Annotated in this window: 14 protein-coding genes and 1 pseudogene; 5 read left to right on the forward strand and 10 right to left on the reverse strand. The window is 68.2% G+C overall.

Translation table 11 applies throughout. The annotated features are described in order from the left end of the window. Nucleotides 1-185 precede the first annotated feature (185 nt). Genes IDM45_RS07020 through IDM45_RS17585 form a run of 3 tightly spaced genes read left to right on the forward strand, consistent with a single transcriptional unit; the run spans nt 186 to nt 2,150 of the window. On the forward strand, nt 186-1,259 hold the full coding sequence (locus tag IDM45_RS07020; RefSeq protein WP_209422209.1) for an AI-2E family transporter: 1,074 nt from the start codon (nt 186-188) through the stop codon (nt 1,257-1,259). Next, the gene (locus IDM45_RS07025) at nt 1,252-2,019 is read left to right on the forward strand and encodes a universal stress protein (protein ID WP_233457481.1); all 768 of its coding nucleotides are present in this window, start codon (nt 1,252-1,254) and stop codon (nt 2,017-2,019) included. The genes IDM45_RS07020 and IDM45_RS07025 overlap by 8 nt, the downstream gene beginning before the upstream one ends. Then, nucleotides 1,968-2,150 (forward strand): universal stress protein, encoded by a 183-nt coding sequence (locus IDM45_RS17585; RefSeq protein ID WP_325168955.1) that lies wholly within the window; start codon nt 1,968-1,970, stop codon nt 2,148-2,150. Before IDM45_RS07025 ends, IDM45_RS17585 begins: the two co-directional genes overlap by 52 nt. A 70-nt stretch (nt 2,151-2,220) precedes the next feature. Here IDM45_RS17585 and otnI read toward each other — a convergent pair whose 3' ends face one another. From otnI to IDM45_RS07075, 10 genes and pseudogenes are all read right to left on the reverse strand, one after another. After that, nucleotides 2,221-3,024 (reverse strand): 2-oxo-tetronate isomerase, encoded by an 804-nt coding sequence (otnI, locus tag IDM45_RS07030; protein WP_209422210.1) that lies wholly within the window; start codon nt 3,022-3,024, stop codon nt 2,221-2,223. Between the two features lie 85 nt (nt 3,025-3,109). Further along, nucleotides 3,110-4,747 carry an ABC transporter ATP-binding protein gene (locus tag IDM45_RS07035; protein ID WP_209422211.1) on the reverse strand — a complete coding sequence of 546 codons (1,638 nt, stop codon included), beginning with the start codon at nt 4,745-4,747 and terminating at the stop codon, nt 3,110-3,112. Beyond that, nucleotides 4,744-5,802 (reverse strand): ABC transporter permease, encoded by a 1,059-nt coding sequence (locus tag IDM45_RS07040; protein ID WP_232654215.1) that lies wholly within the window; start codon nt 5,800-5,802, stop codon nt 4,744-4,746. Before IDM45_RS07040 ends, IDM45_RS07035 begins: the two co-directional genes overlap by 4 nt. After that, entirely contained in the window at nt 5,792-6,208 is a 417-nt protein-coding gene (hepT, locus tag IDM45_RS07045) for a type VII toxin-antitoxin system HepT family RNase toxin (RefSeq protein ID WP_209422213.1), read from the reverse strand. Before hepT ends, IDM45_RS07040 begins: the two co-directional genes overlap by 11 nt. Continuing rightward, nucleotides 6,201-6,602, reverse strand: a complete 402-nt coding sequence (gene mntA / locus IDM45_RS07050; protein WP_209422214.1) for a type VII toxin-antitoxin system MntA family adenylyltransferase antitoxin — start codon at nt 6,600-6,602, stop codon at nt 6,201-6,203. The genes hepT and mntA overlap by 8 nt, the downstream gene beginning before the upstream one ends. A 27-nt stretch (nt 6,603-6,629) precedes the next feature. Continuing rightward, on the reverse strand, nt 6,630-7,676 hold the full coding sequence (locus IDM45_RS07055; protein WP_209422215.1) for a microcin C ABC transporter permease YejB: 1,047 nt from the start codon (nt 7,674-7,676) through the stop codon (nt 6,630-6,632). 4 nt (nt 7,677-7,680) lie between these two features. Then, nucleotides 7,681-7,989: a HigA family addiction module antitoxin gene (locus IDM45_RS07060; RefSeq protein ID WP_209422216.1), complete on the reverse strand. Its 309-nt coding sequence runs from the start codon at nt 7,987-7,989 to the stop codon at nt 7,681-7,683. Nucleotides 7,990-8,002: 13 nt separating this feature from the next. Further along, nucleotides 8,003-8,281 carry a type II toxin-antitoxin system RelE/ParE family toxin gene (locus tag IDM45_RS07065; protein ID WP_209422217.1) on the reverse strand — a complete coding sequence of 93 codons (279 nt, stop codon included), beginning with the start codon at nt 8,279-8,281 and terminating at the stop codon, nt 8,003-8,005. A gap of 48 nt (nt 8,282-8,329) precedes the next feature. Further along, nucleotides 8,330-8,791 carry a methyltransferase family protein gene (locus IDM45_RS07070; protein ID WP_209422218.1) on the reverse strand — a complete coding sequence of 154 codons (462 nt, stop codon included), beginning with the start codon at nt 8,789-8,791 and terminating at the stop codon, nt 8,330-8,332. 79 nt (nt 8,792-8,870) lie between these two features. Then, a pseudogene (locus tag IDM45_RS07075) lies at nt 8,871-10,699 on the reverse strand (extracellular solute-binding protein). Nucleotides 10,700-10,802: 103 nt separating this feature from the next. Between IDM45_RS07075 and fabI the strand changes: the two are divergent. Both fabI and IDM45_RS07085 read left to right on the forward strand, forming a co-directional pair. After that, nucleotides 10,803-11,603: an enoyl-ACP reductase FabI gene (gene fabI / locus IDM45_RS07080; protein ID WP_209422219.1), complete on the forward strand. Its 801-nt coding sequence runs from the start codon at nt 10,803-10,805 to the stop codon at nt 11,601-11,603. 251 nt (nt 11,604-11,854) lie between these two features. Continuing rightward, on the forward strand, nt 11,855-12,724 hold the full coding sequence (locus IDM45_RS07085; protein ID WP_233457482.1) for a DNA ligase: 870 nt from the start codon (nt 11,855-11,857) through the stop codon (nt 12,722-12,724). Nucleotides 12,725-12,731: the final 7 nt, after the last annotated feature.

Genomic DNA, 12,731 nt, shown 5'->3' on the forward strand with positions numbered 1-12,731 from the left:
CTCCGCTTCCCTCAGGGAAGCTTTAGCTGGTTATCTGGAAACCTTCCGCGTCACGGCTGAACCGGTTGGCGGATGCGACTGTGGCAGGGGAAGGGCCGGGGTTGCGGGCGCCATTGTGCCACCGATGCCTGCGGCGTCCCGCACGCGACTGGCTTACAGTTGCCGGGTCGCATACGGGCTGTCCCATGAATCCCTCCTCCTTGCAAAGCCGCACGCTGCTGTTCCTGCTGATCGCCGTGACCCTGGCCTTCGGCGCCATCCTGTGGCCCTTTGCCGGAGCAGTTTTCTGGGGCGTGGTGCTGGCCATCCTGTTCACCCCGCTGCACCGGCGCCTGCTGGCGCACATGCCGCGCCGGCGCAATCTGGCGGCCTTTCTGACGCTGTGCCTGTGCCTGCTGATCGTCATCATCCCGACGGCGCTGATCGCCGCCTCGGTGGTGCAGGAGGCCGGCGCCACCTACGCGCGGCTGCGCTCGGGCCAGGCCAATTTCGGCGAGTACGTGCGCCAGGTGCTCGATGCACTGCCGCCCTGGGCGCTGTCGCTGCTGGAGCGCTTTCACCTCACCTCGATGAGCGAGGTGCAGGAGCGCCTGACCGAGCTGGGCACGCAGGCCAGCAAGGTACTGGCCACGCGTGCGCTGGACATGGGCCAGAACACCCTGCAGTTCATCGTCGCCCTGGGCGTCATGCTGTATCTGCTGTTCTTTCTGCTGCGCGACGGCGTGGCGCTGGTGGCGCGCATCCGCAACGCCATCCCGCTGGACGCCGGCCACAAGCGCCAGCTGGCGGAGAAATTCACCACCGTGATCCGCGCCACCGTCAAGGGCAACCTGGTGGTGGCTGCCGTGCAGGGCGCCCTGGGCGGGCTGATCTTCTGGATCCTGGGCATCCAGGGGCCAATCATGTGGGGTGTGCTGATGGCCTTTCTATCGCTGCTGCCCGCCGTGGGCGCCAGCCTGATCTGGGGGCCGGTGGCCATCTACTTCCTTGCCACCGGCGCCATCTGGCAGGCCGTGGTGCTGACGGCCTTCGGCGTCGGCGTGATCGGCCTGGTGGACAACCTGCTGCGCCCGCTGCTGGTGGGCAAGGACACCAAGATGCCCGACTACATCGTGCTGATTTCCACCCTGGGCGGCATGGCGCTGTTCGGCCTGACGGGCTTCGTCATCGGCCCGGCCATCGCTGCCCTGTTCATGGCGGTGTGGGATCTGTTCGCTCCGCCGCGCACCGTCGAGCTACAAGGGAGCCACCATGAATGACCAAAGCACGCCTGAAGCGGTCCAGCCGATCAGGCCCGACACCGTTTTTGCCTGCATCGACGGCCTGGCCACCACGCCCGCCGTGGTCGATGGCGCAGCCTGGGCGGCGCAGCGCCTGGGCGCCCCGCTGGCGCTGCTGCACACTCTGCAGCAGCCCGAGCCGCTGCCGCCCGTGGGCGACTACAGCGGCGTGATCGGCATGGGCGCGCAGGACTTGCTGCTGGAGCGCCTGAACGCCCTGGACGAGGAGCGCACCCAGCTGGCGCACGAGGCCGCGCGGCGCATGTTGGATGCCGCCCACGCCCGCCTGGCCAACCCGCAGGGCGAGCAGCTACAGCTGCTGCTGCGCCACGGCGAGCTGACCGACGTGCTGCTGGAGCACGAGCCGCAGGCGCGGCTGTTCGTGCTGGGCAGCAACCGCCGCCCCAGCAGCGCGCGCAAGCTGCGCCTGGATCACCACGTCGAGAGCGTGGTGCGCTCGGTGCGCCAGCCGGTGATGGTCATGCCGGGGCCGCAGTTCACACCCCCACGGGCTTTGTCCTCGCCTACGACGGCAGCGCCACGGCGCAGCAGGCGCTGCGCACCGTGGGCCGCAGCCCGCTGCTGCGCGGCCTGCCGGGCCTGCTGGCGCTGGCCGGCGAGCCTGGCGAGCAGGCGCAGCAATGCCTGCACGAGGCGCAGGCCCAGCTGCGCGCCGCCGGCTTCGAGGTGGCCACGCGCATCATCCCCGGGGCGCCGGAGGAGGCGCTGCCGGCGCTGATGGACGAACGCCCCGACGACATGCTGGTGTTGGGCGCCTATGGCCACTCGCGCATCCGCCAGCTCATCGTGGGCAGCACGACCACGGCGCTGCTGCGCCTGAGCAACGTGCCGGTGGTGGTGCTGCGCTGAACCCGAACCCAAAACTATCTTATTGATAGCTGGAAGCGCTTGCCCAGCAAGGGCAAAAGCCGTTTTTCATTCAAATTCTGCGCAGCCAATCCAGGCCCCGCGAGGTGCCCCCGGGCGCGCTGTCGCGTGGCCGGTACTCGCAGCCCACCCAGCCATCCCAGCCGCAGTCCTGCGCCAGCTCGTCGATGACGCCCAGCAGGTAGGGGCCGTTCAATTCGCCCTGGTCAGGCTCGCCCCGGTCGGGCACACCGGCGATCTGCAGGTGGCCGACGCGGCCCGTGGGCAGGTCGCGGCGCAGCGTCATGGCCACGTCGCCCTCCATGATCTGCAGATGGTACAGATCGAGCTGCACCTGCACGTTGGGCGCGCCGATGTCGGCCAGCAGGGCGTGGGCCAGTCTTTGTCCCTGCAGGAAGTAGCCCGGCATGTCACGGCCATTGATGGGCTCGATCATCAGGCGCACGCCCTGCCCTGCCGCCTGCGCCGCCGCCCAGCGCAGGCGCTGCACGTAGCACTCCAGCAGGGCCTGCGGCGCCACGCCCTCCGGGGCGATGCCGGCCATGACGTGGATGCGCGGACATTGCAGCACCCGGGCATATTCCAGCGCCCGGCCCAGGCCGTCCTGGAATTCGGCCTCGCGCCCCGGCAGGCAGGCCAGGCCGCGCTCGCCAGCCGCCCAGTCGCCCGGCGGCGCGTTGAACAGCACCTGCTCCAGGCCGTGCTCGGCCAGCCGCTGGGCGATGTCCGCCGCCGTCCAGTCGTAGGGGAACAGGTATTCGACCCCGGCAAAACCGTCCCCGGCAGCGGCGGCAAAGCGGTCGAGGAAGGCGTGCTCCGGGTAGAGCATGGACAGGTTGGCAGCGAAACGGGGCATGGTGGGGGACGTTGTGGGTTGTGGGTTGTGCGTTGACGGTCGCAATACGCTCAACGCCAGACGCACAACCTTCAGATTCGTGGCCTCACGAAGCAGCATCCGGCAGCGCCGCAGCCGCCACGAGCTGCCGGGTATAGGCCTGGCGCGGCGCGCGCAGCACCTGTGCCACCGGGCCGGACTCCACCACCGCGCCATCCTTCATGACCAGCACCTCGTGTGCTATGGCCGCCACCACGGCCACGTCGTGTGTGATGAGTAGATAGGACAGGCCGCGCTCGCGCTGCAAGCGCTGCAGCAGCGCCAGCACCTGCTGCTGGATGGTCACGTCCAGCGCACTGGTCGGCTCGTCGAGCACCAGCAGCTGCGGCTGCACGATGAGGGCGCGGGCAATGGCCAGGCGCTGGCGCTGGCCACCGGAAAACTCGTGCGGGTAGCGATCGAGCAGGCCGGGGAACTGGGCTTCGGTCAGGCCAACCTCGGCCAGCATGGCGGCCACGCGCGCGCGTTGCGCCTGGGGCGCCAGTTGCGGCTCGTGTACGCGCAGGCCCTCGCCGACGATCTGGGCCACCGTCAGGCGCGGCGACAGCGAGGAAAACGGATCCTGAAACACCACCTGCACCCGCCGGCGCAGCACCTGGTTGTGTGCGCTGTTGCGCTGCGCGGGCTGCTGCCAGGCCTGGCCGGCCACCGCCAGCTCGCCCCGGCTGGGCAGCAGGCCCAGCAGCGCCTGCGCCAGCGTGGACTTGCCCGAGCCCGACTCGCCCACCACGCCCAGAGTGCGGCCCTGCGGCAGGGAGAAGGCCGCGTCGCGCACAGCGACGAACTCGCCGCGCGCAAACCAGCCGCGCACGCCCGGCAGCGCCACCGGATAGGCCACGCGCAGGCCCTGCGCCCGGGCCGCCGGCACCCCGGGCGGCAGGGGCGCATCGAGCACATCGCGCTGCGGCGCACTGTGGATCAGCCGGCGCGTATAGGCGTGCTGCGGCGCGGCAAAGACCTGCGCCACCGCGCCCTGCTCGACCAGATGGCCGTGCTCCATGACGGCCACGCGGTCGGCAAAGCGGCGCACCAATTGCAGGTCATGGGTGATGAGCAGCACCGCCATGCCGGTCTGGCGCTGCAGATCGGACAGCAGCTCAAGGATCTGCCCACGCAGCGTGACATCCAGCGCCGTGGTCGGCTCGTCGGCCAGCAGCAGGCGCGGGCGGCTGGCCAGCGCCATGGCGATCATGGCGCGCTGGCGCTGCCCGCCCGAGAGCTGATGCGGAAAGCTTTGCGCGCGCCGCGCTGGCTCGGGGATGCCCGTTATCGCTAGCAATTCAATAGCTGCTTGCGCTGACTGGGAGCGGCTCAGCGCCTGTTTCAGCACCAAAACCTCGGCCACTTGATCACCCACGCTCATGAGCGGGTTGAGCGCCGTCATGGGCTCCTGGAAGATCATGGCGATATCGCCGCCGCGCACGCCGCGCAGTTCGCGCTCGGGCAGGGCCAGCAGGTCGCCACGCCCCTGCAGCAGCGCCCGGCCCTGCACCTGGGCGTCGCCCGCCAGGCGCAGCAGCGCCAGCGCCGTGACCGTCTTGCCTGAGCCGGACTCGCCGACCAGGGCAAGTTTTTCGCCGGTGCGGATGTCCAGGCTCACGCCATGCACCACCGGCTTGGCGCCAAAGGCCACGCGCAAGTCCTGCACCTGCAGCAGGGGCTGGTCGTTTGCAATAGCAGTCATTGAGCGGCCTTACGCGGGTCGAGCGCGTCGCGCAGTGCGTCGCCCATGAAGGTGAGCAGCAGCAGCGTGCCGACCAGCACGGCAAAGGTGGACAGCGAAATCCACCAGGCATCGATGTTGTTCTTGCCCTGGCTGAGCAATTCCCCCAGGCTGGGCGTGCCCGGCGGCACCCCAAGGCCGAGAAAATCCAGCGAAGTCAGCGCCAGGATGGCCGCGCCCATGCGAAATGGCAGAAAAGTCACCACCGGCACCATGCTGTTGGGCAGGATGTGGCGCCAGATGAGGGGGCCGTTGGTCACTCCCAGCGCGCGCGCCGCCTTCACGTAGTCGAGCTGGCGGTTGCGCAAGAACTCGGCGCGCACGTAGTCCGACAAGCCCATCCAGCCAAACAGCGACAGCAGCACCAGCAGCAGCGCCAGGCTGGGCGCGAACACCGCGCTGAAGATGATGAGCAGGTACAGCTCGGGCATGGAGCCCCAGATTTCGATGAAGCGCTGGAAGGCCAAGTCCACCTTGCCGCCAAAAAAGCCCTGCACCGCGCCCGCCGCCACCCCCAGCACCACGCCCACTGCCGTCAGCGCCAGGGCAAACAGCACGCTGACGCGAAAGCCGTAGATCAGCTGCGCCAGCATGTCGCGGCCCCGGTCGTCCGTGCCCAGCCAGTTCTCGCGCGAGGGCGGCGCGGGATTGGGTTCGGTGGCGAAGTAGTTCAGCGTGCCGGCGCCATAGCGGTTGGGCGGATACAGCGCCCAGTTGCCGCCTTCGGTGATGCGCTGGCGCACGAAGGGGTCGAGGTAGTCGGCGGGCGTGGGGAAGTCGCCGCCGAAGGTGGTCTCGGGGTAGTCGCGCAGCAGCGGGAAGTAGAACTCGCCGCCATAGCGCACGACCAGGGGCCGGTCGTTGCTCAGCAGCTCGGCGGCAAGGCTGAGCAGCACCAGGGTGCAAAACAGCACCAGGCTCCACAGGCCCAGGCGGTTGCGCTTGAAGCGCTGCCAGGCGCGGCGGCGCGGGGAGGCACTGGAGGCGGCAGGCCGTGGGGCGAATTCAGCGGGCATCGCGCAGCAAAAGGGTCTGGCTGTAGCGCAGAAAGCCATCCAGATGGGTTTTGATGATGGCCACCGTGATGGGCAGTTGCAGCTTTTGATAATCATGCACGGCGATGTTGCGAAAGCCGACCATGCGCGGCAACTCCTCGGCCAGCCCTGGCGTGATCGCCTCTGCCCGTGCCAGCAGGGCAAACACATCGCGGTCGCTCTGCGGCACGCCCAGGCGGTCACGGCGCACCAGGTGCTGACCCATGTCCAGCGCAGCTTCGCAGGCACGCTGGATGTTCAGGATGGCAGCATCCTGGCGCGTGAAGTCGGTAGCAAAACTGTCCGGGTCACGAAAGTATTCTTCGCGGGCGCGCGCCACACAGCGCTCTATGGTGGCAGCCTTGTTGAGCAATACGTCGTCAGCCATAGACCTGTCCGCTTCGCAGGATGCCTTCGAGTAGCCCGGAGCGTGCCGCATCGAGATCAGTCTTTTGACTCAGGATGGCCGCCTCATACAGAGCAGCCTGACTGTCGCGCGCCCACCAGCGCTGGCCCCGGGTCACGATCTGGTATTGCATGACGGTGGAAGCGGCGCGCAAATCCAGCAAATCCACGGCAACCCCGGCGACGTCAGCCAGTTCACCGGCCAGATCCCACAGGATCAGGGGATCGGCGTAGCCCTCGACCAGAACAGCCATGTCCAGGTCGCTGTCGGGTCGAGCGCCCCCCTGCACACGGCTGCCGAAGCCGTACACCCCCAACAGCCCCGGCAGCCTTTGCTGCACCAAAGCGATCAGCCGCGCTGTCAGGCTCTTGTCCATGGTCGTTGCTTCGTCCACCTCTTCTCCTCAATCAAACTTGACCCGCGGATCGACCCACACGTAACACAGGTCGGAGATCAGCTTGGTCACCAGCCCGATCAGCGTGAACAGGAACAAAGTGCCCAGCACGACCGGATAGTCGCGCCGGATCACGCTCTCGTAGCTCAGCAGGCCCAGGCCGTCGAGCGAGAACAGCGTCTCGATCAGGAGCGAGCCGGCGAAGAATGCGCCGATGAAGGCCGACGGAAAGCCGGTCACGATGGGGATCAGGGCGTTGCGAAAGACATGGCGATACAGCACCTGGCGCTCGGTGAGCCCTTTGGCGCGCGCCGTCAGCACGTACTGCTTGCGGATTTCCTCCAGGAAAGCGTTCTTGGTCAGCATGGCGGTGACGGCAAAGCTGCCCGCGACCATGGCCGTCACCGGCAGCGCGATGTGCCACAGGTAGTCCACGATGCGCGCGCCCCACGACAGCTCCTCCCAGTTGGCCGAGGTCAGGCCGCGCAGCGGAAACCATTGGAGCTGCCCGCCAAAAATCACCAGCAGCGCCACGCCCAGCACAAAGCCCGGGATGGCATAGCCCACCAGGATGATGAGCGTGGTGATGAAGTCGAAGCGCGAGCCGGCGCGCACCGCCTTGGCCACGCCCAGCGGCACGGCAACCAGGTAGCTGATCAAAAATGTCCACAGGCCCAGGCTGATGGACACGGGCAACTTCTCCTTGATGAGCTGCCACACGTCCTTGTTCTGGAAGAAGCTGCGCCCCAGGTCGAAGCGCGCGAACTGGCCCAGCATCTGGATGAAGCGCTCGTGCGCCGGCTTGTCGAAGCCGTAGAGCTGCTTGATCTGCGCCAGGCGCTGCGGATCGACGCCCTGCGCGCCCCGGTAGGCCATGCCGCCGCCCTCGCCGGCGCCGCCCCCTGCTCCGCCCGCCCCCATGCCGGCCTTGGCCTCGGCCAGATACTGCTCCACCGGCCCGCCGGGCACGAACTGGATGACGACGAAAGTCAGCAGCAGCACGCCCAGCAGCGTGGGCAGCATGAGCAGCAGGCGCTTGAGGATATAGGCAGGCATGGCGTCAGATCATCGGGGCGGGTTGCACCTGCAGGAGACTGTCCTTGAAGCGCTGGGCAGCCTGCCACATGTCGTAGGCGCTTTGCTCGGCCAGCCACAGACGCGCATCACCGCCACGCTCCAGGCCCAGCCAGGCCTGCAGGCGCAGTGCCATCTCGGGGGAAATGGCAGCACGGCCATTGAGCACGCGCGACAGGGCCACACGCGACACGTCCAGTTGCTGGGCCGCCTGCGTCACCGTCAGGCCCAGGGCAGGCAGCACGTCATCGCGCAGGGTCAGGCCGGGGTGGGGCGGGGCGAACATGGAGGTCATGGGTCTGCTCCTCTCAGTGGTAATCCTGGTAATCCACCAATATGGCGTCCACTCCGTCGAAAAGGAAAGTCATGCGCCAATTGCCATTGACGGTCACCGACCAGTGTCCGGCAAGATCGCCCTGCAGGCTGTGCAGCCTCCAGCCCGGCAGATTCATGTCCTGGGGCTGCGCTGCTTGATCCAGGCGTGCCAGTTGACGTGCCAACCTGGGGGCGTGCGACGCCTGAATGCCAGCCTTGCTGCCGTGTTCGAAGAACGCCTGCAGGCCCTTGTGACGGAAAGACTTGATCACAGGTGATTGTATCCCCACGCGATACAAACAGGAGTCTTTCACTCGATCTCACACCCAGCGCCGCACCCGCCGCCGGTAGTCCTCATAGGCCGCCCCGAAGCGCCCGGCCAGCGCGTGCTCCTCGGGCACGATCTGAAAGCGCGTGATGTAGCCGACGAACGCCGCCAGCGCCAGCAACGCTGCGGCGTTGCCCAGCCACAGGCACCAGGCCAGCAGGATCAGCGCCATGCCCAGGTACATGGGGTTGCGCGTGAAGCGGTACGGCCCGGCGATCACCAGACTGCCGGCGCGCGCCGGTGCCAGCGGGTTGACCGTAGTGCGCTGGCGACGGAAGTTCCACAGGCTCCAGCCATCAAGCGCCGCGCCCGCCAGCAGGCACAGCACAGCCAGCGGCAAGCGCAGGGCAAAGTCCAGCCGCGCCGCCGGCCAGGCGCCATCGAGCGCCCAGGCCAGCAGCGCGCACAGCAGGCCGATCAGCGGCGGGGGGATGCGGTGCTCCAGCAGTTTCATGCGGATGGTGGCGTGTTGCAGGTCATGAAATATTGGTCAAAATGGCTGTAAACCCAATGCAGTCAAGCGCTGACAGCTATCATTTTTTTGCCCACCAGGTTTCCACCGCCCACATCTCGCCGGGCGAATATGGCGGCACCGCTTCGGGTCGGGCCAGGCGCCAGGCGTTGTAGGCCATGCGGTGCGTGCCGGCTGACCACTGCGGGATCAGGTAGTGCTCGTGGGCAATGATGCGTTCCAGCGCATGGCAGGCGGGCAGCATCTGCCCAAGCGTCCGGGCGCTGACCATGGCATTGATGGCTGCATCCACCGCCGGATTCTTCACGCCGGGGAAGTTGCCCGAATCCTCCTGATCGGCCGCCGCGCTGCCGAACAGGTCGGCAAACTCCTGCCCCGGGTTGTTCGTGCCCTGGTAGGCGATTGTTGTGATGTCGAAGTCGAACTTCTGCAGCCGCTGCTGGTACAGCGCAAAGTCCACCGAGCGGAACCTCAAGGTGATGCCCAGCTTTTGCAGGTTGTGCAGCCACGACGACAGCGTGCGCATTCCGCCCTCGCTGCTGTCCATGTACTCCAGCACCAGCGCCTGGCCCTGGGCGTTGCGCAGCAGCCCGCCCTCGCCCACCTGCCAGCCGGCATCCTTGAGCAGACCTTGCGCGCGGCGCAGATTGGCGCGCAGTTCGGCGGCGTCCTGCGGCTCGGGCGGCACGAACATGGGGCCGAAGACGCTGGCCGGCAACTGCGCGCGGTACGGCGCCAGCAGCGCCAGCTCCTCGGGCGTGGGCACGCCGCGGGTTTCGCACATCGTATTGCCGAACAGGCCATGCACGCGCTGATAGGCGCCGTAGAACAGGCGCCGGCTCAGCCACTCGAAATCGAACGCCAGGCCCAGCGCCTCGCGCACGCGCCGATCCTGCAAGAAAGGCCGGCGCGTGTTCAGCACATAGCTCTGGAAGCCCGAGGGCAGCCGGTTGGCGAATTCGCCCTTGACCAGCTCGCCGCTGTCGAACTTCCTGCCGTTGACGCGCCGCGCCCAGTCGCCGGCGCTGAAAAAGCGCATCAGGTCGAACTCGCCCGCCTTGAGCGCCTCCAGCCGCGCCGTGCTGTCCTTGTAGATCTTGACCAGCACCCGGTCGAAGTTGGCCGTGCCCCGGCGCACCGGCAGGTCGCGCGCCCAGTACCCGGGGTCGCGCACATAGGTGATGTCCTTGCCGAAGTTGACCGGCCCGATGCGGTACGGCCCGCTGCCGATGGGCACGTCCATGACCACCTGATCAAAGGGCTTGGGCTGGCCGGCCTCGTCCAGCCCCCAGTCGCGGCTGAACACCGGCAAGCCGCCCACAGTGAGCGGCAGCTCGCGGTTGGGCTTGTGGAAGCGGTAGCGCACGCTGCGCGCGTCCAGCACATCGACGCCGGCCACCTCGATCAGCAGCGTCTTGTAGCCGGGTGAGGTGTGCGGGCCGACCAGCGTGTCGAAACTGTGCTTGACGTCCTGCGCCGTGACCGGCTTGCCGTTGTGAAAGCGCGCCTCGGGGCGCAGGCGGAAAGTGGCCGACAGGCCGTCCGGCGCCACGCTCACGTCCTCGGCCAGCAGGCCGTAGCCGGTGGCGGTCTCATCGAGCGAGCCGGCCAGCAGCGTGTCGAACATCAGCGCCGCCAGGTAGGCCGGCGCGCTGCCGCGAATGGTGAAGGGTTGTACTTGTCGAAAGTGGAGGTGCGCAGGTTGCTGACCAAGCGCAACTCGCCGCCCTTGGGCGCCTGCGGGTTGACATAGGGCAGGTGCGTGAAGTCGGCCGGCAGCGCCGGATCGCCCCACAGGGCATAGGCGTGCGCGGCCAGCGCAGCGGGGCTGGCCAGGGCCAGGCACAGGGAGACGGGCAAGGAGAGGGCGCGGGTCAGCCAGGAGCACATGCGACAATTCTGCCCCACTGCAGCAGCGCGTTTTTCGCGCTGTTTTGCTGTCAACCTCCTTGTCAATCGGCCCTTGCGCCATCGTTTTTCAGAAAGCACCACCATGGGTTTCCTCGCCGGCAAGAAGCTGCTCGTCACGGGCGTTTTGTCCAACCGCTCCATCGCCTACGGCATCGCCCGCGCCTGCCACGAGCAGGGGGCGGAGCTGGCCTTCAGCTATGTCGGCGAACGTTTCAAAGGGCGCATCACCGAGTTTGCCGCCGAGTTCGGCTCTGAGCTGGTCTTTGACTGCGACGTGGCCGAGGACGCGCAGATCGAGCGCATGATGGCCGGCCTGCACGAGGCCTGGGGGACGTTCGACGGCTTCGTGCATAGCATCGGCTTTGCGCCGCGCGAGGCCATTGCCGGCAACTTCCTCGATGGCCTGAGCCGCGAGGCTTTCCGCGTCGCGCACGACATCAGCGCCTACAGCTTCCCGGCCATGGCCAAGGCGGCCCTGCCGCACCTGAACGACAAGTCCGCGCTGCTGACGCTGTCGTACCTGGGCGCGCTGCGCTCGATACCCAACTACAACACCATGGGCCTGGCCAAGGCCAGCCTGGAGGCGTCCGTGCGCTATCTCGCCGAAGCCGTGGGCCGCACCGAGGACGGGCGCGCCATCCGCGTCAACGGCATTTCCGCCGGCCCCATCAAGACGCTGGCCGCCAGCGGCATCAAGGACTTCGGCAAGCTGCTGGGCCGCGTGGCCGACGCCGCCCCGCTGCGCCGCAACGTGACCATCGAGGACGTGGGCAACGTCGCCGCCTTCTTGCTGTCCAACCTCGCCAGCGGCGTGACGGCGGAGATCACCTATGTCGATGGCGGCTTCAGCCAGACGGCCGGGCTGTCGGCGGATCAGGTCTGAGCCTTGGCCCGCCCCTGCCAGGGAGTGCCGCTCCCTCTCCCGCGTGCGGGAAAGGGTTGGGGTGAGGGGGCCTGCAATAGGCGTCGCGTCTGAACCACCCCCTGTGCGGTGCGCGAAAGCAGCAACCCAATGGCCGATTTCGACAGCAAACCCTCGCCAGCCATGCGTGAGCAGCTCTGTTTTCTGATGCGGCCTGGTGGGGCGTCGGTCGGCCTCATCCTCGCCGCCCTGCTTGGCTCCGTCCTGCCGGCTTGCAGCGCCCTCGCCCAGCCCGCCCCACCCCCGCCCTGGCGCAGTCCTACCAGCGCGGCATCGACCTGCCGGCCTACTGGGTCAGCGAGAAATACGACGGCGTGCGCGCCCTGTGGGACGGCCAGCAGCTGCACACGCGCCAGGGCCTGCCCATCCGTGCGCCCGGCTGGTTCACGGCAGGCTGGCCGGCCACGCCCATGGATGGCGAACTGTGGGCCGGGCGCGGGCAGTTTGCCGCCGCGCAGGCCGCCGTGGCCCAGACGCAGCCGGTCGATGCCCAGTGGCGCGCCCTGCGCTACATGGTCTTCGACCTGCCGGCGCATGGCGGCGACTTCGACGCCCGTCTGCCTGCCCTGCAGGCCCACGTCGCCCGCCTGGGCCAGCCCTGGGTACAGGCCGTGGCGCAGTGGCGCGTGGCCGGCCATGACGAGCTGATGGCGCAGTTGCGCCAGCACGAAAAAGCCGGCGCCGAAGGCCTGATGCTGCGCCGCGGCGACGCGCTGCACCGCAGTGGCCGCAGCGCCGACTTGCTGAAAGTCAAATCCTTCGACGACGCCGAGGCCGTGGTCGTCGCCCACCTGCCCGGCCAGGGCAAATACGTTGGCCTGACCGGCGCGCTGCTGGTGGCCCTGCCCGATGGCCGCCGCCTGCGCCTGGGCAGCGGCCTGAGCGACGAGCAGCGCCGCACGCCGCCACCGCTGGGCAGCACCGTCACCTACCGCTACAACGGCACGCACGCCGGCGGCCTGCCGCGCTTTGCCCGCTTGTGGCGGGTGCGCGCCGATGCGCCGCGCGCGCCAGATACCGTGCCGGACGTGCCAGGCATGTCCGATGCCCGGCAGACACCCGCAGCAGCCCCCGGAAATTGAGCCAAAT

This window comes from Melaminivora jejuensis (genome assembly GCF_017811175.1).
Classification (GTDB): Bacteria; Pseudomonadota; Gammaproteobacteria; order Burkholderiales; family Burkholderiaceae_C; genus Melaminivora; species Melaminivora jejuensis.

Bases quoted from the DNA above. Each gene is read 5' to 3' on its own strand.
- IDM45_RS07020 (WP_209422209.1), top strand. From the start codon at position 186: ATGAATCCCTCCTCCTTGCAAAGCCGCACGCTGCTGTTCCTGCTGATC.
- IDM45_RS07025 (WP_233457481.1), top strand. From the start codon at position 1,252: ATGAATGACCAAAGCACGCCTGAAGCGGTCCAGCCGATCAGGCCCGAC.
- otnI (WP_209422210.1), bottom strand. From the start codon at position 3,024: ATGCCCCGTTTCGCTGCCAACCTGTCCATGCTCTACCCGGAGCACGCC.
- IDM45_RS07035 (WP_209422211.1), bottom strand. From the start codon at position 4,747: ATGACTGCTATTGCAAACGACCAGCCCCTGCTGCAGGTGCAGGACTTG.
- IDM45_RS07040 (WP_232654215.1), bottom strand. From the start codon at position 5,802: ATGCCCGCTGAATTCGCCCCACGGCCTGCCGCCTCCAGTGCCTCCCCG.
- hepT (WP_209422213.1), bottom strand. From the start codon at position 6,208: ATGGCTGACGACGTATTGCTCAACAAGGCTGCCACCATAGAGCGCTGT.
- mntA (WP_209422214.1), bottom strand. From the start codon at position 6,602: ATGGACAAGAGCCTGACAGCGCGGCTGATCGCTTTGGTGCAGCAAAGG.
- IDM45_RS07055 (WP_209422215.1), bottom strand. From the start codon at position 7,676: ATGCCTGCCTATATCCTCAAGCGCCTGCTGCTCATGCTGCCCACGCTG.
- IDM45_RS07060 (WP_209422216.1), bottom strand. From the start codon at position 7,989: ATGACCTCCATGTTCGCCCCGCCCCACCCCGGCCTGACCCTGCGCGAT.
- IDM45_RS07070 (WP_209422218.1), bottom strand. From the start codon at position 8,791: ATGAAACTGCTGGAGCACCGCATCCCCCCGCCGCTGATCGGCCTGCTG.
- fabI (WP_209422219.1), top strand. From the start codon at position 10,803: ATGGGTTTCCTCGCCGGCAAGAAGCTGCTCGTCACGGGCGTTTTGTCC.